The sequence below is a fragment of the Microbacterium marmarense genome, assembly GCF_037204165.1.
GTDB classification, from domain to species: domain Bacteria; phylum Actinomycetota; class Actinomycetes; order Actinomycetales; family Microbacteriaceae; genus Microbacterium; species Microbacterium marmarense.
Window position 1 is genome coordinate 1,257,163 of sequence record NZ_JBBDGL010000001.1, and the last position, 20,105, is coordinate 1,277,267.

The 20,105-nt window shown below is 63.4% G+C and carries 22 protein-coding genes and 1 tRNA gene; 16 read left to right on the forward strand and 7 right to left on the reverse strand.

What is annotated here, in order from left to right:
• Window positions 1–20 precede the first annotated feature (20 nt).
• Entirely contained in the window at window positions 21–767 is a 747-nt protein-coding gene (locus WDU96_RS05725; RefSeq protein WP_337337507.1) for a phosphoglyceromutase, read from the forward strand.
• A gap of 65 nt (window positions 768–832) precedes the next feature.
• Here the strand turns inward: WDU96_RS05725 and phoU are convergent, their stop codons facing one another.
• Entirely contained in the window at window positions 833–1,600 is a 768-nt protein-coding gene (gene phoU, locus WDU96_RS05730; protein WP_337337508.1) for a phosphate signaling complex protein PhoU, read from the reverse strand.
• 166 nt (window positions 1,601–1,766) lie between these two features.
• Here phoU and WDU96_RS05735 point away from each other — a divergent pair, with 166 nt between their 5' ends.
• Window positions 1,767–2,993, forward strand: coding sequence for a sensor histidine kinase (locus WDU96_RS05735; protein ID WP_337337509.1), 1,227 nt, complete (start codon window positions 1,767–1,769; stop codon window positions 2,991–2,993).
• Complete coding sequence (locus tag WDU96_RS05740; protein ID WP_337337510.1) at window positions 2,990–3,673, forward strand: response regulator transcription factor; 684 nt, start codon at window positions 2,990–2,992, stop codon at window positions 3,671–3,673. The genes WDU96_RS05735 and WDU96_RS05740 overlap by 4 nt, the downstream gene beginning before the upstream one ends.
• Before the next feature lie 60 nt (window positions 3,674–3,733).
• Here the strand turns inward: WDU96_RS05740 and WDU96_RS05745 are convergent, their stop codons facing one another.
• Window positions 3,734–4,204 carry a DNA modification methylase gene (locus WDU96_RS05745; protein ID WP_337337511.1) on the reverse strand — a complete coding sequence of 157 codons (471 nt, stop codon included), beginning with the start codon at window positions 4,202–4,204 and terminating at the stop codon, window positions 3,734–3,736.
• 171 nt (window positions 4,205–4,375) lie between these two features.
• Between WDU96_RS05745 and WDU96_RS05750 the strand changes: the two genes are divergently transcribed.
• Both WDU96_RS05750 and ispD read left to right on the forward strand, forming a co-directional pair.
• Window positions 4,376–4,858 (forward strand): CarD family transcriptional regulator, encoded by a 483-nt coding sequence (locus WDU96_RS05750; RefSeq protein WP_337337512.1) that lies wholly within the window; start codon window positions 4,376–4,378, stop codon window positions 4,856–4,858.
• A gap of 9 nt (window positions 4,859–4,867) precedes the next feature.
• Window positions 4,868–6,073 (forward strand): 2-C-methyl-D-erythritol 4-phosphate cytidylyltransferase, encoded by a 1,206-nt coding sequence (gene ispD, locus WDU96_RS05755; RefSeq protein ID WP_337337513.1) that lies wholly within the window; start codon window positions 4,868–4,870, stop codon window positions 6,071–6,073.
• A 129-nt stretch (window positions 6,074–6,202) separates the two neighbouring features.
• Here ispD and WDU96_RS05760 read toward each other — a convergent pair whose 3' ends face one another.
• Window positions 6,203–7,132, reverse strand: a complete 930-nt coding sequence (locus tag WDU96_RS05760; RefSeq protein WP_420063933.1) for a DMT family transporter — start codon at window positions 7,130–7,132, stop codon at window positions 6,203–6,205.
• A gap of 63 nt (window positions 7,133–7,195) precedes the next feature.
• On the opposite strand from WDU96_RS05760, the gene cysS reads away from it, so the two are divergent.
• From cysS to WDU96_RS05775, 3 genes are read left to right on the forward strand one after another with little or no spacing between them, the layout of a single operon-like run.
• The gene (gene cysS, locus WDU96_RS05765; RefSeq protein ID WP_337337515.1) at window positions 7,196–8,593 is read left to right on the forward strand and encodes a cysteine--tRNA ligase; all 1,398 of its coding nucleotides are present in this window, start codon (window positions 7,196–7,198) and stop codon (window positions 8,591–8,593) included.
• Window positions 8,586–9,575: a 23S rRNA (guanosine(2251)-2'-O)-methyltransferase RlmB gene (gene rlmB / locus WDU96_RS05770; protein ID WP_337337516.1), complete on the forward strand. Its 990-nt coding sequence runs from the start codon at window positions 8,586–8,588 to the stop codon at window positions 9,573–9,575. The genes cysS and rlmB overlap by 8 nt, the downstream gene beginning before the upstream one ends.
• Before the next feature lie 8 nt (window positions 9,576–9,583).
• Complete coding sequence (locus WDU96_RS05775) at window positions 9,584–10,225, forward strand: NAD(P)-dependent oxidoreductase (protein WP_337337517.1); 642 nt, start codon at window positions 9,584–9,586, stop codon at window positions 10,223–10,225.
• 29 nt (window positions 10,226–10,254) lie between these two features.
• Here WDU96_RS05775 and WDU96_RS05780 read toward each other — a convergent pair whose 3' ends face one another.
• Window positions 10,255–11,562: a DUF4032 domain-containing protein gene (locus WDU96_RS05780; protein WP_337337518.1), complete on the reverse strand. Its 1,308-nt coding sequence runs from the start codon at window positions 11,560–11,562 to the stop codon at window positions 10,255–10,257.
• 68 nt (window positions 11,563–11,630) lie between these two features.
• Entirely contained in the window at window positions 11,631–12,734 is a 1,104-nt protein-coding gene (locus tag WDU96_RS05785; protein WP_337337519.1) for an ABC transporter ATP-binding protein, read from the reverse strand.
• A 239-nt stretch (window positions 12,735–12,973) separates the two neighbouring features.
• On the opposite strand from WDU96_RS05785, the gene WDU96_RS05790 reads away from it, so the two are divergent.
• The 3 genes from WDU96_RS05790 to WDU96_RS05800 all read left to right on the forward strand — a co-directional run bounded on the left by WDU96_RS05790 (window position 12,974) and on the right by WDU96_RS05800 (window position 15,003).
• Window positions 12,974–13,936 (forward strand): DsbA family protein, encoded by a 963-nt coding sequence (locus WDU96_RS05790; RefSeq protein WP_337337520.1) that lies wholly within the window; start codon window positions 12,974–12,976, stop codon window positions 13,934–13,936.
• A gap of 41 nt (window positions 13,937–13,977) precedes the next feature.
• A tRNA-Thr gene (locus WDU96_RS05795) sits at window positions 13,978–14,050 on the forward strand.
• A 2-nt stretch (window positions 14,051–14,052) separates the two neighbouring features.
• Window positions 14,053–15,003 carry a DMT family transporter gene (locus tag WDU96_RS05800; RefSeq protein WP_337337521.1) on the forward strand — a complete coding sequence of 317 codons (951 nt, stop codon included), beginning with the start codon at window positions 14,053–14,055 and terminating at the stop codon, window positions 15,001–15,003.
• Between the two features lie 4 nt (window positions 15,004–15,007).
• Here WDU96_RS05800 and WDU96_RS05805 read toward each other — a convergent pair whose 3' ends face one another.
• Window positions 15,008–15,601 carry a nitroreductase family protein gene (locus WDU96_RS05805; protein ID WP_337337522.1) on the reverse strand — a complete coding sequence of 198 codons (594 nt, stop codon included), beginning with the start codon at window positions 15,599–15,601 and terminating at the stop codon, window positions 15,008–15,010.
• A complete protein-coding gene (gene msrB / locus WDU96_RS05810) occupies window positions 15,601–16,005 on the reverse strand; it encodes a peptide-methionine (R)-S-oxide reductase MsrB (protein WP_337337523.1) in 405 nt (134 codons plus the stop codon). The genes WDU96_RS05805 and msrB overlap by 1 nt, the downstream gene beginning before the upstream one ends.
• Before the next feature lie 87 nt (window positions 16,006–16,092).
• Between msrB and WDU96_RS05815 the strand changes: the two genes are divergently transcribed.
• From WDU96_RS05815 to groL, 5 genes are all read left to right on the forward strand, one after another.
• Window positions 16,093–17,085, forward strand: a complete 993-nt coding sequence (locus tag WDU96_RS05815; RefSeq protein WP_337337524.1) for a DUF2332 domain-containing protein — start codon at window positions 16,093–16,095, stop codon at window positions 17,083–17,085.
• 9 nt (window positions 17,086–17,094) lie between these two features.
• Window positions 17,095–17,325 carry a DUF3263 domain-containing protein gene (locus WDU96_RS05820; RefSeq protein WP_337337525.1) on the forward strand — a complete coding sequence of 77 codons (231 nt, stop codon included), beginning with the start codon at window positions 17,095–17,097 and terminating at the stop codon, window positions 17,323–17,325.
• A 9-nt stretch (window positions 17,326–17,334) separates the two neighbouring features.
• Entirely contained in the window at window positions 17,335–17,910 is a 576-nt protein-coding gene (locus WDU96_RS05825) for a LytR C-terminal domain-containing protein (protein ID WP_337337526.1), read from the forward strand.
• 163 nt (window positions 17,911–18,073) lie between these two features.
• On the forward strand, window positions 18,074–18,274 hold the full coding sequence (locus WDU96_RS05830; protein ID WP_337337527.1) for a cold-shock protein: 201 nt from the start codon (window positions 18,074–18,076) through the stop codon (window positions 18,272–18,274).
• A gap of 173 nt (window positions 18,275–18,447) precedes the next feature.
• Window positions 18,448–20,067 (forward strand): chaperonin GroEL, encoded by a 1,620-nt coding sequence (gene groL / locus WDU96_RS05835; RefSeq protein ID WP_337337528.1) that lies wholly within the window; start codon window positions 18,448–18,450, stop codon window positions 20,065–20,067.
• Window positions 20,068–20,105 lie beyond the last annotated feature (38 nt).

The following is a 20,105-nucleotide window of genomic DNA, read 5'->3' on the forward strand; positions in this document are numbered from 1 at the left end:
GCGCCGATATCATTGGGCGCATGACCGCCCCGCATACCCTGATCCTCCTCCGCCACGGCCAGAGCGAGTGGAACGAACTCAACCTCTTCACCGGTTGGGTCGACGTCCGTCTTACTGAGAAGGGCAAGGCTGAAGCCGCCCGCGGCGGCGAACTGCTTGCCGCAGCTGGAATTCTGCCTGACGTCCTGCACACCTCGCTGCTGAGTCGCGCGATTCAAACCGCCAACCTCGCACTCGATACCGCCGACCGACTGTGGATTCCAGTCAAGCGCTCCTGGCGTCTGAACGAGCGCCACTACGGTGCGCTCCAGGGCAAAGACAAAGCGCAAACACTTGAAGAGTTCGGCCAGGAGCAGTTCATGCTGTGGCGCCGCTCGTTTGACGTGCCACCGCCCGAGCTCGACGTCGAGTCAGAGTTCAGCCAGGTGAACGATCCTCGCTACACGGGTATCGACGGCGAGGTTCCGCACACGGAATCGCTCAAGCTCGTGATTGACAGACTGCTGCCTTACTGGTCGAGCGACATCGTCCCCGACCTCAAAGCGGGAAAGACCGTGATGGTGACTGCCCACGGCAACTCGCTGCGTGGCTTGGTGAAGCACCTTGATGGCATCAGCGACGACGACATTGCAGAGCTGAACATCCCGACCGGAATTCCGCTCGTCTACCGACTAGACGAAGACCTCAATCCGCTGGGGCCGGGCGAGTACCTCGACCCCGAGGCCGCTGCCGCGGGCGCTGCAGCCGTGGCCAACCAGGGCAAATAGGCCCCGTCACATAAACGAAGAGAGCGGATGCCCCGGGGCATCCGCTCTCTTCGTTTATGTAGCTGCTAGCGCTGGGTAGTTGTGTCGATGTCGGTGACCTCGACGACGTCGCCCACTTCGAGAACATCGGCCGAGTCTGCATCGGTCTCGGGCGTGCTGGACGCAACGACGATGCCGATCGTGTCGGTCGTGACGACCCAATCGCCGGTGGCGAGGTAGGCGACCTTTTTGGCTACCGAAACCGCGTGATCGGCGAAACGCTCGTGGTAGCGGCTCGCCAAGGTTGCGTCGACGGTCGCGGCGGCTTCGCCTCGCCAGCTGTCGCTCAACACCTTCTCGAACACCGACGCGTGCAATTCATCCAGCTTGTCGTCTGCATCGCGCAGCTTCTCGACGAGAGCCAAGTCCTGTGTGCGCAAGAGTTCGGTGAGCGCCCGGGCGACATCGACGTCATACTCGCCCATCTTGCGGAAGGTTCCCTTGAGGCCCTTCGGAATGGCGCGTTCGGGGAAGCGCATGCGCGTGAGCTGCGCAATGTGCTCGGCGATGTCACCCATACGCTCAAGCGATGCGCTTGTGCGCAACGCGCTCACCACGACGCGAAGGTCGCGTGCGACCGGCTGCTGACGCGCAAGAATCTCGATGGCGAGCTCGTCGAGCGCGATTGCCTTCTCGTCGATGATTGCGTCGGCTTCGATCACTTCTTCAGCGAGGGCGACGTCGCTGGTGCCGAAGGCCCGGGTCGCCTTGTCGATGGCAACCGTCACCATCTCTGAAATCTCGACGATCCGGTCTTGGACGTCTTCGAGTGACTGATGGAATACTTCGCGCATCTGATGCACCTCTCATGATCTTTGGCAGGCATCCGCCCGCGCGACATTGGTGATTGTCGCGAGCGAAGGTTAACGAATGGTGCTACCGCGGTGAATACTAGCCCGGTCACTTCGGTCCCGGGGCGTTTGCGCGTGCAGGCACCTCTGGGCACCATACGCTGTGAGAATGAACGTAACGCAACTGGCGTTGGTCGCGCTTCTTGCGGGAATCTTCATCGGCGGATCTGTGGCAGCCGTCATTGTCGCATCACTCCGCGCCCGAGACCGAGCTCACGCCGCTGTTTCAGTGGACGTTCCCGAAGGCGTGTCTGCCGTCTTGCACGCCATGGACGACGCGGCAGTAGTCGTCGATTCTTCAATGCGAATCGTGGCGGCGTCTCGGCCGGCCCTGCCGTTTGGGCTCGAAGAAGATGAGACTCTCGCGAACGATCAGTTGCGGCAAGTGGTTCGTGAGGTTCGCACTGTCGACGCGGCCACGACCGAGACGTTGCGAATTCGCAAAGGGGCATTGCCCGCCGAGCCCCGACTCGTCGTCGTTCGAGCCACGCGCATCTCGACCCGGCTGACTCTGCTGGTTATGCGAGACATCACTGAACACGAGCGCGTGGAGCAGATGCGGCGCGACTTCGTCGCAAACACCAGCCACGAGTTGAAAACCCCCGTTGGGGCGGTGAGCTTGCTCGCGGAAGCGATTGAGTCTGCCGCTGACGATCCGCCCCAGGTTCGAATCTTCGCTGAGCGACTGCTCGCCGAGGCCGGTCGGTTGTCAAACCTCACGGCGCGCATCATGAGTCTGTCTCGCCTGCAATCGGGCGACGTCATCAACGCTCAGCGTGACGTCTCCATCGACGAGGTTGTCGCGGGCGCCATCGAGGCTCACGCACTGCAGGCCGATGCTGCCAGCATCACAATCGCACGAGGCGGCGAGCGAGGGCTCTACGTGCGCGGCGACGCACAGATCCTCAGCGAGGCGGTCGGCAACCTGATTTCCAACGCGATCGTCTACTCAGCGCGCGACACCAACGTGGGTGTGGGCATTCGGGTGAACGAGAGCGTTGTCGAAATCGCAGTCACCGATCGTGGCATTGGTATCGCCGAGGGAGATCAAGCGCGGGTGTTCGAGCGCTTTTACCGCGCCGACCCTGCTCGCGCGCGACGAACGGGAGGCAGCGGTCTGGGCTTGGCGATTGTCAAGCACGCCATTCAGCTGCACGGCGGTGAGGTCACGCTTTGGTCTCGCCCAGGACGCGGCTCGACGTTCACGATTCGCCTGCCTCAGATCGCCGCGCCCGTTCACGAGGCTCCAGGCAAACAGCGTAAGAAAAAGAAGAAGCCAAAGAAACAAAAGCTTGGCGAGGCCACAGCTCGTTCCAAGGATGGAGACCCTAAATGACTCGCGTCTTAATCGTCGAGGACGAACCAGACCTCTCAGACCCGCTCGCCTACCTGCTGCGACGTGAGGGATATGAAGTCGAGATCGCGGAAGACGGCCCGGCGGCCCTGGCCGCGTACAGCGCAGACGGCGCAGACATCGTGCTGCTCGATCTGATGCTGCCCGGCATGCCCGGAACCGAGGTGTGCCGGCAGATCCGCACGACCTCGGCGGTGCCGATCATCATGCTTACCGCCAAAGACTCCGAGGTAGACATCGTGGTGGGTCTTGAGCTCGGTGCCGATGACTACATGACCAAGCCCTATTCGGCGCGCGAGCTGCTGGCGCGCATGCGCGCGGTTCTGCGTCGTCTTGCAGTGCCTGACTCCGACCTAGAAGACCGGGTGCTTGATGGCGGTCGTGTGGTGCTCGATATCGACCGGCACTCGGTGACGGTCGCGGGCGAAGAGATCAGCATGCCGCTGAAGGAATTCGAGCTCCTTGAGGTGCTGATGCGCAACTCGGGCCGTGTGCTCACGCGCGGTCAGCTGATTGACCGAGTGTGGGGCAGTGACTACTTCGGTGACACCAAGACGCTCGATGTGCACATCAAGCGCATTCGCTCACGAATTGAAGCAGACCCCGCGGTGCCGACCAAGCTCGTGACCGTTCGCGGTCTGGGCTACCGTTTCGAAGACTGAACGCAAAACGAATCGCGCCCCGTGATCATCACGGGGCGCGATTGTCGTTTGGGCTGTTCGCTACGGAACCAGAGGTGCGAGGTAGTCGAGCTCTCCGTCAAGAACGGGAATGTCGACGATTGGGCTTCCGGTGCCGTCTGATTCGAAGTACCCCAGAATGACGGTGCCAGGAACAGCGTCGAGATCGGTGAGCAGCAGCGGCTCCTCGTCGGCGCCGAGACTCAAGGTGGTGCGCGCCGGAACGCGCACGGTTTCGGTGATCTTCGATGAGCCTTCGCCCACCTGAATGCTCAGCGTGTGCGACAGATCGGTGTCGTTGATCAGCGCGGCGATGAAGTTTCCCTCAGAGCCGTCATCGGTCGCGACGATGAAGGCGTTTCGCACTTCGATCGGTCCTGAGTCCGGAACATTCACGCCCTCTGCGGCGGCGTATTGGATGGTGGTCGCCTGCGGAGCGATCATGCTGCAGCCCGTTGTGGTGACAACGAGGGCAGCGCCTAGGGCGAGCGACGCGATGAGGCGCGATTTCACGGATCCTCCAAGTGCAGGTGACAACGACTCTTGCATTCTATGGTCTCCGCGTATCGCCCGTGGTGTCGGCGTGGCATCTCGCGGCGCGCAACGGGGCGCCAGCGGATAGGCGGCGTACCTTAGCGTATGTTGCCTGTGTTATCCTGGAGGTTGCCGAAGGGACATAACTCCATGCTTTTTGAGGTTGGCGAGACGGTCGTTTACCCCCACCACGGTGCAGCAACGATCATCGAGGTCAAAGACCGGATCATCCGTGGTGAGACGAAGAAATATCTGAAGCTCAACGTCACCCAGGGTGACCTGATTATTGAAGTTCCTGCAGAGAATGTCGATTTGGTCGGCGTTCGCGATGTCATTGGCAAAGAAGGCCTTGACCAGGTTTTCGAAGTGCTGCGTGCGCCGTTCACTGAAGAACCGACCAACTGGTCGCGTCGGTACAAGGCAAACCTTGAAAAGCTCGCTTCGGGCGATGTCATCAAGGTCAGCGAGGTCGTACGCGACCTGTGGCGCCGCGATCAAGACCGCGGACTCTCCGCGGGTGAGAAGCGAATGCTCGCCAAGGCGAAGCAGATTCTCATCTCAGAGCTCGCTCTTGCAGAGAAGACTGACGAAGAAAAAGCCAGTGTTCTGCTCGACGAGGTTCTCGCAAGCTAGATTTCTCGGGTGAGCATTACACCCGTACCGCGCGTCGCTGTCATCGTCGTCGCTGCCGGTTCTGGCACGCGCTTGGGAGCTGGTGCTCCCAAAGCGTTTGTCGGCATCGACAGCCACAGTATTCTCTGGCACTGTCTTCATGGCGTCTTCGCCGTCCCAGATGCTCAGGTCGTGATTGTCGCGCCCGAATCGCGCTCTGGTGATGCTCTCACCGAAGCCTTGGCGGTTTCAGGCGACAAAGCCGACTTCGCATCCGTTGTGGTGGGCGGACCGACGAGACAGGCGTCTGTCGCGGCGGGCCTCGCGGCGCTGCGGGCTGATATCGAGATCGTGCTCGTGCACGATGCGGCCAGGGCGCTTACGCCCCCGGCTGTATTTGAACGTGTGATCGCCGAGATCGAGGCGGGAGCACCGGCAGCGATCCCGGTGTTGCCGGTCGTCGACACCATCAAGCGTGTCGACGGTTCCACGATCACCGCACACGTGGATCGTTCGCGATTGGCGGCCGCGCAGACACCGCAAGGGTTCCGCCGCGAGGTGCTTGATGCTGCCTACCGCTCGGCGACCGCCGAGTTCACCGATGACGCCGCACTCGTGGCCGAAGCTGGCCACCGCGTAGCCGTGGTCGACGGCGATGCGCGCTCGTTCAAGATCACCACACGGGACGATCTGGAACGCGCTCAGAGCCTCGTCACGCCGTCGGTCACTGAACAATCCGATCCGGCCGCAAACAGGGCGGCCGCCATGCCGCGAGTTGGTGTGGGCACAGACGTGCACGCCTTCGGCGGCGACGGCGACCTCTGGCTTGCTGGCCTGGAGTGGCCCGGCGAGCGAGCGCTCTCTGGTCACTCCGACGGCGACGCCGTTGCGCACGCGATCGTCGATGCGCTTCTCGCCGCAGCGGCACTCGGCGACATCGGCACGCATTTCGGCACCGACTACCCCGAATATGCCGGCGCCCATGCTGAAGCGTTTCTGAGCCGCACCCGCGCGCTGCTCGCTGAAGCGGGCTGGCGGATCGGCAACGTCTCGGTGCAGGTGCAAGCGAATCGCCCGCGGTTTTCGTCACGCCGGCTGGAGGCGCAAGCGGTGCTGTCGGCTGCGCTCGGCGGCGCACCTGTCTCCGTCACCGCAACCACCACTGATGGTCTCGGTTTCACAGGCCAGGGCGAAGGTGTTTCAGCGTTCGCCGTCGCACTCATCGTTCCGGCGTAAACAGGCTTCGCACCATGAACGCGGAGTAGGGGACTTCGAGTTTCAGTCCGCAGATACCCGCGAGGACGCACCAGAGCTCTGGTGTCGTCGGCGTCGAGGTCTGGGGCAAATCTGGAGGTTCATCGACGCTTACCCCTCGACGGCGAATGGAACCGGGTCTCGCTGCTTGCGAGAACCCCACGCCAGCAGCGCCAAGCCGGCGGTGAGAATCACGAGCCCCATGATCGCGAGCGGCGACAGCTGCTCTCCCAGCACAGTGATGCCGAGAACCGTTGCGGTGAGGGGCTCACCGAGCGTCAGCGTCGCGGCCGTGGCAGCGGTCAAGCCGCTCAGCCCCCACGTGAAGAGCACATAGGCGACAGAGATCGCGGCCAGCCCCACCCAGAGCGCCATGAACAGGCCGCTCGGCGTGCCCAACCACTCCAGATCAACGAACGGCACACACAGCGCCGACAGCGCCGCAGAGCTTGCTCCCATCGCCCCGACGACCGTGAAAGGGTCCCATCCCGAGTCAAGCAGCGTGCGCTGTGCGTTCGCGATCACGGCGAAGCAGGCGCCCGCGCCCACCGAGCTGGCGAGACCGATCGGGTCGGTGCTGACGTTGCCCGATTCGCCCCCGACGCCGAGCATCACCACACCGACAGTCGCGAGCAGGGTGGCCGAGACCCACGTGAACGACGGCATGCGCCTGGTGAGCGCCCACTCGAGCAATCCGGCAAGAATCGGTGCCGAGCCCAACGCAATCACGGTGCCGATAGCGACGCCATTGCGTTCGGTGCCCAGAAAGAACAGTGGTTGGTACAGCGCAAGACACACACCGGTCAGCAGCATCAGTGAGAGCGGCCGAGCGCCAAGCCGCGGGCGCGGCGCAGCATCCATTCGTCTCTTCGACATTCGTGCTGCGAGAGTGAACGCGATCAGTGCAAGGCCGGTTCCGCCGAACACCATGCGCATGACGCCCAGCGCGAGGGGGGTGGCGCTGTCAGGCCCGAGCGCTTGCGCTGTGCCGGTGGTGCCGAACAGCACAGCGGCGGCAAGAACGGCGAGAACGTAGGGCACCATACAGTTCTACCGGCTGGTCGCTCCGGGTGTTGACACAGGACCCGCGGGTAGGCTGGTGCGGTGACGGTACGGCTCTATGACACCAAGGCGCAGGCATTGCGCGATTTCGTACCCATCGACCCCGAAAACATCACGATCTATGCATGCGGGCCGACGGTGCAGTCGGGTCCCCACATCGGTCATCTGCGCGGCGCGCTGAGCTTCGACATCCTGCGTCGTTGGCTGGCCCATCGCTATGCGCGAGTAACGTTCGTGCGCAACGTAACCGACATCGATGACAAGGTGTTGGCCAACGCGACCGACAGCGAGCCGTGGTGGGCGCTGGCCTACCGCATGGAACGTGAGTTCACTCGCGCCTACGAGACGATCGGCATTCAAGCGCCGACCTACGAGCCGCGAGCCACGGGATCGATCGCTCAGATGCACGAGCTCATTCAGCGACTGATCGACGCCGGGCACGCTTATGCGGTGGCGGGTGACGTGTATTTCGACGTGCGTTCGTGGCCCGCCTACGGCGAACTCACGCGACAATCGCTCGACGCGATGGAGACGGCCAGCGATGCCGATGCGCGAGGCAAACGCAATCCGCAGGACTTCGCGCTGTGGAAGAGCAGCAAGCCCGAAGAGCCTGCATCGGCGGTCTGGAGCTCGCCCTGGGGCAGCGGCCGGCCCGGCTGGCATATTGAGTGCTCGGCGATGGCGCGACGCTACCTCGGTGACGAGTTCGACATTCACGGCGGCGGTCTTGACTTGCGCTTTCCGCACCACGAGAACGAGCTGGCTCAATCCACGGCGGCCGGCGATGCGTTCGCTCGCTATTGGGTTCACAACGGTCTTGTCACCGTCGACGGGCAGAAGATGTCGAAGTCGCTGTTCAACTTCGTGCTTGCGGGCGATCTGCTCGCATCCCACGATCCGCTCGTGGTGCGATACGCGCTTGCCGCTGCCCACTACCGTTCGAGCCTCGACATCTCAGACAAGACCTTTGAAGAAGCGGATGCTGCGCTCGAGCGACTGCGCACATTCCTCGAACGTGCGAGTCGAGTCGCGTCGCTCGATGACCGCGCCGCGCCAGCGCTACCCGAAGCTTTTGCGGTGGCGATGGACGACGACCTGAGCGTGCCACAGGCGCTCGCAGTCGTGCATGAGACCGTGCGCGCAGGCAACTCGGCTTTCGATTCAGGCGACGCTGACGCCGCTCACGTTGCGGCTGTGCAGGTGCGCGAGATGCTGCAGATTCTCGGCCTCGACCCGTTGAGTGCTGAGTGGGCCACGACGAACAGCACGGCCGAGGCGACGGCGCTTGACACCCTCGTGCAAACGATGATCACGCAACGCGCACAAGCGCGAGCGAACAAAGACTGGGCTGGGGCTGATCGCATCCGTGATGCGATCGCCGCGGCAGGAATCTCGCTGGAAGACAGCGCAAACGGAACACATTGGAGTCTCGATGGCTAAGCAAGGACGCCCCGGCGCAAGCAAGGGCAGCAAGAAGGGCCCCACCAAGGGCACGGGCGGGAAGAACAAGCGTTCGCTCGAAGGTCGCGGGCCGACGCCCAAGGCAGAAGACCGGGCATGGCACCCCGCTGGCAAGCGCAAGGCTGCTGCTGATCGCTACGTGGCGGCTGGCGGCAAGCCAAAGCCCTCCGGTCAGACGGGCTCGCGTCAGCGCTCGGCGAAGAAAGACGACGACACCGAAACGGTGACCGGTCGCAACTCAGTGCTCGAAGCTCTTCGCGCCAAGATTCCCGCGAGCGCGTTCTACATCGCGCAGCGCGTCGAGATGGATGACCGCGTCAAAGAGATGCTTTCGATTGCGACGAACCGCGGCATCCCGGTGCTCGAGGTGACCCGCCCCGAGCTTGACCGCATGGCCGGGTTCGACGGCGTACACCAGGGAGTCGCGCTCAAGGTGCCGCCCTACGAGTACGCGCATCCGCAAGATCTGCTCGAGCAGATCATCGATGAAGACCAGGTTCCCCTGCTCGTCGCTCTCGATGGCATCACAGACCCGCGAAACCTCGGTGCGATCATTCGCTCGACGGCTGCTTTCGGCGGGCACGGTGTGATTGTGCCGCAGCGCCGTTCGGCGAGCGTGAACTCTGCCGCATGGAAGACCAGTGCGGGTGCCGCCGCCCGCACGCCGGTTGCTCTCGCACCGAACCTGACGACGACGCTCAAAGAGTTCAAGAAGCAGGGCGTGTTCATTCTCGGCCTTGACGGCGGCGGCGATGTCTCGCTGCCCGTACTAGGGCTCGCCGATCGGCCCGTTGTGATCGTCGTTGGCTCGGAGGGCAAGGGTCTTTCGCGCCTGGTCACCGAAACCTGCGACCAGATCGTTTCGATTCCGATCTCGGGCGCCGAGTCGCTGAACGCCGGGATCGCCGCATCTGTTGCCCTGTACCAGGTGTCGACGATGCGTGCGGAGCTCGAGAAGTAGGGCACGGCATGGCACGTATCGCAGTTCTCGGAGGAACCGGCTACGCGGGCAGTCACATTGTGGCCGAAGCGGTGAGCCGAGGTCATACCGCGGTGTCGGTGGCGCGTTCGCTGCCGTCTGAGCGCGTGGCCGGCGCTACGTACATCGAGGGCACGCTGCTCGATGTGCCGTGGCTTGTCAGCGAACTCGAAGGCGTCGACGTGGTCATCTCTGCCGTAGCGGCCCGCGGAGCCATGCTCGGGCGGCTGCGGGTGAACCTCGCCGAGTTGGCCGCTGAGCTGCCCAGCGAGGTTCGTCTCGGAGTGATCGGCGGAGCGGGCGGCAGCCTCATCGCCGCTGGCGGTGAGCGCCTGGTTGACCAAGAGTCATTCAGCGACGAGTACAAGCCCGAGGCCCTTGAAGCCATCGGCGTGCTCGACGACTTGCAGGCAGGCCCCGCCAGTCGCGATTGGTTCTATGTGCACCCCGCCGGGGGATTCGGCCCGTGGAATCCCGGAGAGCGCACGGGAAGCTACCGCGACGGCGGCGATGTGATCGTGACGGATGCCGCCGGAGAGTCGTTCATCTCGGGCGCCGACCTTGCAGTTGCTGTGATCGACGAGGTCGAGCAGCCGAAGCACTCCCGCGAGCGCTTCTCTGTCGGATATTGAGACGCCTGGCGTAGTCAGCGGCGGCCGAGCTAGACCAGGTCGCGCCAGTCGACGCCATCGTCGTCTTCGTCGATGATGGCGTGCGTGTCGGTGATGATCGGCAGCGACAGTGTTTCGGTCAATGGCGACATCAGCGTGGCTTCGTCGCGGCGGTGACGCAGCACGTCGTCGATATAGCTCGAGAGCACTTCGGCGAGCGGCACCGATCGCCCGCTGCGCTGTGACACGTACCAGCGGTGTTCGAGCACCTGGTGGAACACCTCAGCGGGTTCGAGTTTGGAGCGCAGATCCCATGGGATCGACTTCACCACCGGCTCGAACACCCGAGTGATCCACTCGTGTGCGGCCATCTCTTCGTCTTCAGAGAAGCGCGAGCTGCGCGCGCGAAACTCGTCGAGGTCGTTCAGCAGTCTGCGTGCCTGGTTCTCTTCGACGTCGAGACCGGTGAGCCGGATGAGGCGACGCTGATGGTGCCCGGCATCGACCACCTTCGGCTGGATCGACACCTTCGTGCCGTCGGACTTGGTTTCGATCGACATCTCGCCGATGTCGAAGCCCAGATCGTTGAGACGGCGTACCCGCTCGGTGAGTCGCCATGACTCATCGGCACGGAACGTCTCTTTGTCGGTGAGCGCCGCCCAGAGCGCGTGATACGAAGACATGATGCCGTCGGCGATCGAGATCGCGTCGACGCCTCCTTCGAGTCGTCCACCGGCTTCGAGGTCCATGATCTCGCCGGCGATGTTCGTGCGCGCCACGTCGAGGTCATGGGCTCGCTGCCCGCGCGTCAAACCGCTCTCATGAAGTTCGCCGGTCTCAGCATCCACCAGATAGGCCGCGAACGCACCCGCGTCGCGGCGAAACAGGGTGTTCGACAGCGAGACATCGCCCCAGAAGAATCCGATGTTGTGCAGATGCACGAGCAGCGCTGCCAGGGCGTCGACGAGACGTGTCGCAGTGTCGGGACGCAAGATCTGCGTGAACAGGGCGCGGTAGGGGAGTGAGAACTTGAGGTGCTCGGTGACCAGCGCCGCAGGCAGCGGCTGTCCTGACGCGTCGGTGCGTCCAGCGATCACGGCAATGCGGTTCACGCAGGGAACGTCAAGGCGATCGAGGTTGCCGAGCATGTCGTACTCGCGGCGTGCCATCGCTTCGGTGGTCTCTTTGATTGCAACCACACGACCCGACAGATTTGCGAACCTCACCAGGTGCCGCGAAATCCCCTTGGGGAGAAAGACGATATGGCTGGATGGCCAATCGGCCAGTGGGGTCGACCAGGGCAACTCCAGCAGCGCAGGATCAACTCTGCTTGCCGTAATGCTCAATGCCTCAGACATTCACTCTCCCTGAAATGAGCAACGGCGCGGTGGGAGTGATCCCGCCGCGCCGTTGCTGATGGCGATACTTACGCCGAAGCGATTGCCTTGTCGTTGAGACGCTCGCCGGTCTCAGCGTCGAACGCGTGAACGTGACCTGCGGTCGCCGCGAGGGTAACCGTCTCGCCCGCGTTGGGGTGGTTGCGGCCGTCGACACGAGCGACGAGGTCGGTGCGTGTGCCACCGATATCAGCGTGACCGTAGAGGTAGCCGTCGGCACCAAGTTCTTCAACGAGGTCGACGGTCACCGAGAGACCCTTGCCGTCGGCGGGGCCCACGACGATGTCTTCGGGGCGAACACCGATGGTGACCTGGCTGCCGTGTGCGCGGCCGACAGTGTCGCGGTCGAGCGGAACGACCTCGGTGCCGAATTCAACGCCACCCTCAGCAAGGTTCGAGGTGAACAGGTTCATTGCGGGCGAGCCGATGAAGCCAGCGACGAACACGTTGTTGGGCTTCTCGTAGAGGTCGCGCGGCGATCCAACCTGCTGCAGCAGACCGTCCTTGAGCACCGCGATGCGGTCACCCATGGTCAGTGCCTCGGTCTGGTCGTGCGTGACGTAGACCGTGGTGACCCCGAGGCGACGCTGAAGCGAGGCGATCTGGGTACGGGTCTGCACACGGAGCTTGGCGTCAAGGTTCGACAGCGGCTCGTCCATGAGGAACACCTGCGGCTGGCGAACGATTGCGCGACCCATGGCAACACGCTGACGCTGACCACCCGAGAGTGCCTTCGGCTTGCGAGTGAGGTAGTCCTCAAGGTCGAGCAGCTTCGCGGCTTCGAGCACGCGAGCGGCACGCTCGTCTTTGTTGACGCCTGCGATCTTGAGCGCGAAGCCCATGTTCTCGGCAACCGTCATGTGCGGGTACAGCGCGTAGTTCTGGAAGACCATCGCGATGTCGCGGTCTTTCGGGGGAACGTCGGTCACGTCGCGATCGCCGATCATGATGCGGCCCGAGTTGACCTCTTCGAGGCCAGCGAGCATGCGCAAAGACGTGGACTTACCGCAACCCGAGGGGCCAACGAGCACGAGGAACTCGCCGTCTGCAACCTCAAGGTTCAGCTTGTCGACAGCGGCGCGGGTGCCGCCGGGGTAGACGCGCGAGGCGTTATCGAACGTGACTGTCGCCATGTTTTCTTCTCCTTCACCGGCAGGTACGTGCCGGACGATCCGTAGTGATGGATGTGGGAACTCCCACACGCCCATCATTGGGCGCTCACCTAGTATGCCATGGTGTTCGCAAAGCTCCCTGTGGCACGGCATAAGTGGAGCCTCTGTCTGGTCATTTCCCAGACTGCCTGGATAGCATCGTCAACGGTCTTCCCCCGGAGTCCACGCCATTTTCTGCCACGTCAGCACCGAGAGGTTCCATGTCGAGCGACGAGACACCGAACGCTTCCGCACCGAGCGAACGCCGCGACGCGGTGCGCGAAAAGGCGCAGCAGGTTCGTGCGCGCCAGTCCCGCTCGCGCTTGATTCGCGCGTCGTCGATTGCGGTCGCCGCGATCGCTGTCGTGGTGGCCGGGGCGATGGCGATCACGATGACGGTGTCTTCTGAAGCATCCAAGCCGACGCTCAAGCCCGCCAACGCGACGAACGACGGCTTTGCCGTTACCGGCGTGCAAGGCATTGGCCTCGCCTCTGCCGACGACGGTGTGGCTGACGACGCTGAGCCCGACGACGCTGAAACCGACGATGCTGACGCGACGGCTACGCCAGAGGCATCCGAAACCGCCGTGGATCTGCCGGCGATCGAGGTGCGGGTGTACGTCGACTACCTCGCATCGGGGGCTCGCGACTTTCAGCTTGCGAACGTTCAGCAACTCTCGAACTGGGTGACTGAAGAAGCCGCGACCGTGACGTACTACCCGGTCGCCATGCTGACGTCGAAGTCGAACGGCACCAAGTACTCTCAGCGTGCGGCTGGCGCAGCCGCTTGCGTGGGCACCTATGCTCCCGATTCGTTCTTTGCGTTTACGAACGCCCTGCTCGCGCAGCAGCCCGAGATGGATTCCGACGGAATGGTCGACGGCGATCTTGCAGCGCTCGCGATCGCAACCGGCGCAGAGAACCCCAAAGTTGTGCGCGCCTGCATCGAAGACCAGGACTATTCCGCCTGGGCGAAGGACGCCACCGAGCGTGCCCTTCAAGAGATTCCCGATACTGACGGTCTCGCGCTCACCGGAACGCCCATGGTGCTTGTCAACGGCGAGCCGTACATGGGAGAGCTCACCGACCCTAAAGAGTTCGCGCAATTCGTGCTGACGATCGCGAGTGACACCTACTACGAAGAGGCGCCGACTCCGACTCCAACGCCGACACCGAGCTCGTAATGCGCAGGACCATCCCCGCGAATCGGTAAGATGGTCTTTCTGCCGACTTGGCGCAATTGGTAGCGCACCATACTTGTAATATGGGGGTTACGGGTTCAAGTCCCGTAGTCGGCTCAATGAGGAAGAATCCGCGGATCTTGCCCGCTTGGGTGGCGATTTGCGGTGCAATCAGTGTGGGCGCTCTCACCGCGATGCAAGCGCGAGTGAACGGGCAACTCGGTGTCGCCTTAGACGACGGCTTTGTCGCCGCGTTCATTTCCTTCGGCTCGGGGTTTGTCATTCTGATCGTGCTGAGCGCACTGTTCCCCGCCGGGCGCGGGGGAGTGCGCCGTCTGGTTGACGGAGTGCGCGCAGCGACGATCCCCTGGTGGATGCTGCTGGGCGGCGCCGCGGGAGCATTCGCCGTGGCCACCCAGGGCCTGTCGGTGGGCATCATTGGGGTAGGCCTGTTCACCGTGGGAATGGTGGCCGGGCAAACCGTGAACGGTCTCGTCTTGGACCGCACCGGCTACGGACCTGGCGGGGTTGTCGCGGTGACAATGCCGCGCGTGATCGGAGCGGCAATCGCTCTGGTCGCCGTCGGGTCGGTGTTCGTCGGCGACACCGTGCAGGGCATTCCAGTGTGGATGCTGATTCTGCCGTTCTTTGCCGGTGCGGGCATTGCATGGCAGCAAGCCACCAACGGCCGCCTGCGTCAGCAGGTGGGCACCCCGCTGACGGCGACACTGGTCAACTTTGCCGGCGGCACAACGTTTCTTGCCGTCGCGGCAGTGATCGACGTCGCGATCGTCGGCATGCCCGAGGCGCTTCCTGCTGAAGCATGGATCTACGCCGGGGGCGCCCTCGGCGTCGTCTACATCTTCTTGTCTGCGGCGCTGGTGCAGCACACGGGTGTGCTGCTGCTCGGGCTCGGCTCGGTGGTCGGGCTGCTTGTCACCGCGGTCATCCTCGACGCCATCTGGCCGACAGCGTCCAGCCCGCCATTGCTCACTCAGATAGTGATCGTCGCGATAGCGCTGCTGTCGGTAGCCGTCGCAGCTGCGCCGTGGCGGCTGCGACGACCCTGAAGCCTCACGACTTCTTGGGCTTGGGCTTCGTCTTCGACTTCGGTTTCGGCAGACGCGAGAGATGCTTGCGGGCTTCAATCGGCTTGCGACGTCCGATGCGAGCGCGCGGTGGCTTGCCGCCGACGTACAGCCAGCCGAGAAGTTCTTCGTTCGCCTCGAGCCCGTGCAACTTGGCAACGGCCTTCGAGCGGGTGTAGTGACCGGTGCGCCACAGCACGCCCCAGCCAGCTTCGTCGAGCAACAGGCTCAGCATGTGGGCGACGCCCGAGGCGACGGCCTCTTGCTCCCACCGCGGAACCTTTTCGCTTTTGCGGTAGGTGGCCACGACAGCGATCAGCAGAGGCGCTCGCAACGGCTTGGTTGAGGCCCCTTTGCGTCCCTCGGCTTTGTTAATGGCTTTGCCGAGCCGATCGCGGTCGGCGCCGCGCAGCTCGATCAGTCGCCACGGTCGCATCGAGGAGTGGTCCGCGACGCGGCCCGCTGCGCTCACCAGGATCTCGAGCTCGGCGCGGGCGGGCGCTTGTTCGGTGACTTTCGACCACGAGCGACGAGCGCGAACCGCTTCGAGCGCCGGGGCCACCCGCTCGGGCTCGCTCACTAAGAGGCTTCCGGGGTGAAGTTCAGCGACAGCGAGTTCATGCAATAGCGGTCACCCGTCGGGGTGCCGAATCCGTCGGGAAACACGTGCCCGAGGTGTGAGCCGCAATTCGCACAACGCACTTCGGTGCGCTGCATGCCGTGGGCGTTGTCTTCGAGCAGTTCGACGGCCTCGGGGCGCACAGATTCGTAGAAGCTCGGCCACCCGCAGTGGGAGTCGAACTTGGTGCCGCTCTTGAACAGTTCAGCATCGCACGCAGCGCAAGTGTAGAAACCAGAGCGGCTTTCGTCGAGCAGCTCGCCCGTCCACGCGCGCTCTGTCCCCGCTTTGCGCAGCACCGCGTACTGCTCGTCGGTGAGTTCGGCGCGCCACTCGGCGTCGGTCTTGTTGACGGCGTAGTTCATGAGTCCTCCTTGGGTCTTCGTCCATTCAACCGCACGGTGTGCGCGTATGTTCCGTGAGTGCTGTGCATTCGCCACGAGAATGGGGGAGTGCATGAGTCTGCGGAACAAGTCGTCATGGCGCGGTACGGCCGCTTCGCCCGCGATGAGGCCCCCGGCCGCTCGGCGCTGTATGAAGAGTGGGCGATGGGGGTCGCGGCAGGTGGTGCGGCTGCTCGCACCATTGCACGCCTGCCGCCCACGCGCCGTCAGCCACCGCTGGTATTCGCCGTTTGCCGCATGCTCGGTGCACCAGAGACAACGTTCACCGAGTGGTCACGGTGGTTGCAAGAGCACGCCGAAGCGGTTGTCGCCGAGGCCTCTCAGCGCAGTCTGCAGACCAATGAGCCGTTGCGCTGTGCGGCGTTGATGCCCGCGCTGAGCCTTATTGCCGGGCCCATCGCGTTGCTTGAGATCGGTGCGAGCGCCGGGCTGTGTCTAGTGCCTGACCGCTATTCCTATCGCTACGGCGGCGGCACACAGCTTGATCCTCGCGCGGCCGCTTCAACGGTGGTGCTCGACTGCGAGCTCGTTGGCCGACCAGCGCTGCGAATGCCAGAGATCGTCTGGCGCCGCGGCATCGATCTGCAGCCGCTCGACGCCTCGTGCGCCGATGACCGCCGCTTTCTCTCAGCGCTCGTCTGGCCGGGAGAGATCGGTCGATCCGAGAGGGTCTCAGGCGCGCTCGATATCGCAGCACGAGAGGCACTCGTAATCGACGCGGGCGATGCGACAGACGCTGCCGTGCTGCGGGCGGCCGCAGCCTCGGCGCCGCAACATGCCATGCTCGTGGTGACGACGCCCGGAGTGCTGCCGCATATTGCCCACGCAGACCGCGAGCGGCTTGTCGAGACGATTCGTTCGATGGATGCTGAATGGATCAGCATCGACCCGCCCCGACTTCTCGCGCAGCTCGCCGGTGCCACCTTAGACGAGTCTTGGGACCGGTTCGTTCTCTCGCTCAATGGTGAAGCGATGGCAAATGTTGATCCCCTTGGCGGCTACGTGGAGTGGCGGGCAGGCGAGGTGGATGCTGCGCGTTAGCGTTATCGGGTGCCCCTGACCGACCGTGAACGCGCCATTCTCGAATTCGAGCGAGAGTGGCGTCGCCATGTCGGAGCGAAAGAAGAGGCGATTCGAGCGGAGCTTGCCCTCTCGCCCGCTCGCTACTATCAGTTGCTCGGACGACTCATCGATACCGTGCCCGCGCAGGAATTCGACCCGATGCTGGTGAAGCGACTGCGCAGACAGCGCGATAGTCGGCTTCATAACGTGGGCAGGTAACATTCTCTGGTGCCGAAAACGTCTGTGCCGAAGGATCGCTTCGACGACCTCCCTGAGTCAGGGCGTATTGGTGCGCACCGCGCCGAAAACCCGCATATGCGCGGGTGGGTCGTTCTGCTGTGGGCGGCGCTTGCCACCATCGTGCTGATCACCGTCGGCATCTTCGCCACACTGATTGCCTCTGGCCGGATCGAGCTGGGCGCCCCCGAGCCGGCAGCGACCGTTGAACCCACACCCGATGTGGAAGCGGTCGTCGATACGTCATTCGACGTGGTGATCTTGAACGCCACGCCCGAGAGCGGGCTTGCGACCCAGTTGAAAGATGTCGTCGTTGCCGCGGGTTGGGCCGATGAGATGGTCACCGCGAGTGAAGCAGGTTCAGAAGACTTCGCTGAGACGACGGTCTACTACCTGAACGACGAAGACGAAGCGGCGGCTTTGGGTCTGGCGAATGTCATCGGTGGTGCCGAGGTGGCGCAGACCGACGTATATCAACCCGCGACAGCAGACGAGCAGCAACTCACGATCGTGATCGGTGTGGACCGCGCCTCAGTCGGTACCGCAACGCCCACGCCCACGCCCTAGTCGGCGCACTCGAAGCGCGGCGACGCGTTTCGCCAGCAAATGCTGATGTGTTTCGCCCGCGTAAATACTTTGGTGCGCGCGTGTCAACAGATGCCGATCTGGCGTTCGTCGCTGCGCAACGCTCCATACGATGATTCTTGTCGCACCACACACAGGAGATCGCATGGCTCAGGGCACCGTCAAATGGTTCAACGCTGAAAAAGGATTCGGGTTCATCACCGTCTCCGACGGGCAGGACGTTTTCGTTCACTACTCGAATATCGATATGAGCGGCTTCCGCGTGCTCGAAGAGGGCCAAGCCGTGGAGTTCACCGTCGGTTCTGGCCAGAAGGGCCCCCAAGCTGAGACGGTTCGCGTCATCTGACGAGCGGCAATGACTTGAGAAACGCCGGTACCGAAAGGTATCGGCGTTTCTGTGTGTCACCACACCGCGTGCGTGGCTTGCACTCGATGGGGTCGAGTGCCAGAATGGCTTAGCACTCGCATTCGTAGAGTGCCAATAATGCAAGCCCAACGTCCGGGAGGGACGACACACACATGGCAAAGATCATCGCTTTCGACGAGGAGGCCCGCCGTGGCCTCGAGCGCGGCCTCAACATTCTGGCCGACGCCGTCAAGGTGACGCTCGGCCCGCGCGGTCGCAACGTCGTGCTTGAAAAGAAGTGGGGCGCCCCCACGATCACCAACGATGGCGTGTCCATCGCCAAGGAGATCGAACTGGACGACCCGTTCGAGAAGATTGGTGCCGAGCTCGTCAAGGAGGTCGCCAAGAAGACTGACGACGTCGCTGGCGACGGCACCACCACCGCTACCGTTCTGGCGCAGGCGCTCGTTCGCGAAGGTCTGCGCAACGTCGCAGCCGGCGCAGACCCGATCTCGCTCAAGAAGGGCATCGAGAAGGCCGTTCAGGCCATCACCGCTCAGCTTCTCGCCGACGCCAAGGAGGTTGAGACCAAGGAGGAGATCGCTGCCACCGCGTCCATCTCGGCCGGCGACGCTGAGATCGGCGCCCTGATCGCCGAGGCGATCGACAAGGTCGGCAAGGAAGGCGTGGTCACCGTTGAGGAGTCCAACACCTTCGGCACCGAGCTCGAGCTCACCGAGGGTATGCGCTTCGACAAGGGCTACCTGAACCCGTACTTCGTCACCGACCCGGAGCGTCAGGAAGCGGTCTTCGAAGACCCCTACATCCTGATCGCGAACCAGAAGATCTCGAACATCAAGGATCTTCTTCCGATCGTCGACAAGGTCATCCAGGATGGCAAGGAACTCTTGATCATCGCTGAGGACGTCGAGGGCGAAGCACTCGCGACTCTCGTGCTCAACAAGATCCGCGGCATCTTCAAGTCGGTTGCCGTCAAGGCTCCTGGCTTCGGCGACCGTCGCAAGGCGCAGCTGCAGGACATCGCCATCCTCACCGGTGGACAGGTCATCACCGAGGAGGTCGGACTCAAGCTTGAGAACGCCACCCTCGACCTGCTTGGTCGTGCCCGCAAGGTCATCATCACCAAGGACGAGACGACCATCATCGAAGGTTCGGGTGACGCGGAGCAGATCGAAGGCCGCGTTACACAGATCCGTCGTGAGATCGACAACACCGACAGCGACTACGACCGCGAGAAGCTCCAGGAGCGCCTCGCGAAGCTAGCTGGTGGCGTTGCAGTCATCAAGGCTGGTGCCGCAACCGAGGTCGAGCTCAAGGAGCGCAAGCACCGCATCGAAGATGCTGTGCGCAACGCGAAGGCAGCCGTCGAAGAGGGCATCATCGCCGGTGGTGGCGTTGCACTCATCCAGGCTGGCAAGACCGCATTCGAGGGCCTTCAGCTCGAGGGTGACGAGGCAACCGGCGCGAACATCGTGCGGGTCGCTATCGACGCTCCGCTCAAGCAGATCGCGCTGAACGCAGGCCTTGAGCCCGGTGTCGTCGCTGAGAAGGTTCGCAACCTGCCTTCGGGTCACGGCCTGAACGCTGCGACCGGCGAATACGTCGACATGCTCGCTGCTGGCATCAACGACCCGGTGAAGGTAACGCGCTCGGCGCTGCAGAACGCAGCATCGATCGCTGGTCTCTTCCTCACCACCGAGGCCGTTGTCGCCGACAAGCCCGAGAAGGTCGCTGCTCCGGCAGGCGACCCCACGGGTGGCATGGACTTCTAAGTCAACTACGAGAAAGGCCCCCGACACCTCAAAGGTGT

What these genes read in the sequence shown, in the direction of transcription:
- WDU96_RS05725 (WP_337337507.1), top strand. Translation starts at nt 21, where the DNA reads ATGACCGCCCCGCATACCCTGATCCTCCTCCGCCACGGCCAGAGCGAG.
- phoU (WP_337337508.1), bottom strand. Translation starts at nt 1,600, where the DNA reads ATGCGCGAAGTATTCCATCAGTCACTCGAAGACGTCCAAGACCGGATC.
- WDU96_RS05735 (WP_337337509.1), top strand. Translation starts at nt 1,767, where the DNA reads ATGAACGTAACGCAACTGGCGTTGGTCGCGCTTCTTGCGGGAATCTTC.
- WDU96_RS05740 (WP_337337510.1), top strand. Translation starts at nt 2,990, where the DNA reads ATGACTCGCGTCTTAATCGTCGAGGACGAACCAGACCTCTCAGACCCG.
- WDU96_RS05750 (WP_337337512.1), top strand. Translation starts at nt 4,376, where the DNA reads ATGCTTTTTGAGGTTGGCGAGACGGTCGTTTACCCCCACCACGGTGCA.
- rlmB (WP_337337516.1), top strand. Translation starts at nt 8,586, where the DNA reads ATGGCTAAGCAAGGACGCCCCGGCGCAAGCAAGGGCAGCAAGAAGGGC.
- WDU96_RS05775 (WP_337337517.1), top strand. Translation starts at nt 9,584, where the DNA reads ATGGCACGTATCGCAGTTCTCGGAGGAACCGGCTACGCGGGCAGTCAC.
- WDU96_RS05780 (WP_337337518.1), bottom strand. Translation starts at nt 11,562, where the DNA reads ATGTCTGAGGCATTGAGCATTACGGCAAGCAGAGTTGATCCTGCGCTG.
- WDU96_RS05785 (WP_337337519.1), bottom strand. Translation starts at nt 12,734, where the DNA reads ATGGCGACAGTCACGTTCGATAACGCCTCGCGCGTCTACCCCGGCGGC.
- WDU96_RS05790 (WP_337337520.1), top strand. Translation starts at nt 12,974, where the DNA reads ATGTCGAGCGACGAGACACCGAACGCTTCCGCACCGAGCGAACGCCGC.
- WDU96_RS05800 (WP_337337521.1), top strand. Translation starts at nt 14,053, where the DNA reads ATGAGGAAGAATCCGCGGATCTTGCCCGCTTGGGTGGCGATTTGCGGT.
- msrB (WP_337337523.1), bottom strand. Translation starts at nt 16,005, where the DNA reads ATGAACTACGCCGTCAACAAGACCGACGCCGAGTGGCGCGCCGAACTC.
- WDU96_RS05830 (WP_337337527.1), top strand. Translation starts at nt 18,074, where the DNA reads ATGGCTCAGGGCACCGTCAAATGGTTCAACGCTGAAAAAGGATTCGGG.
- groL (WP_337337528.1), top strand. Translation starts at nt 18,448, where the DNA reads ATGGCAAAGATCATCGCTTTCGACGAGGAGGCCCGCCGTGGCCTCGAG.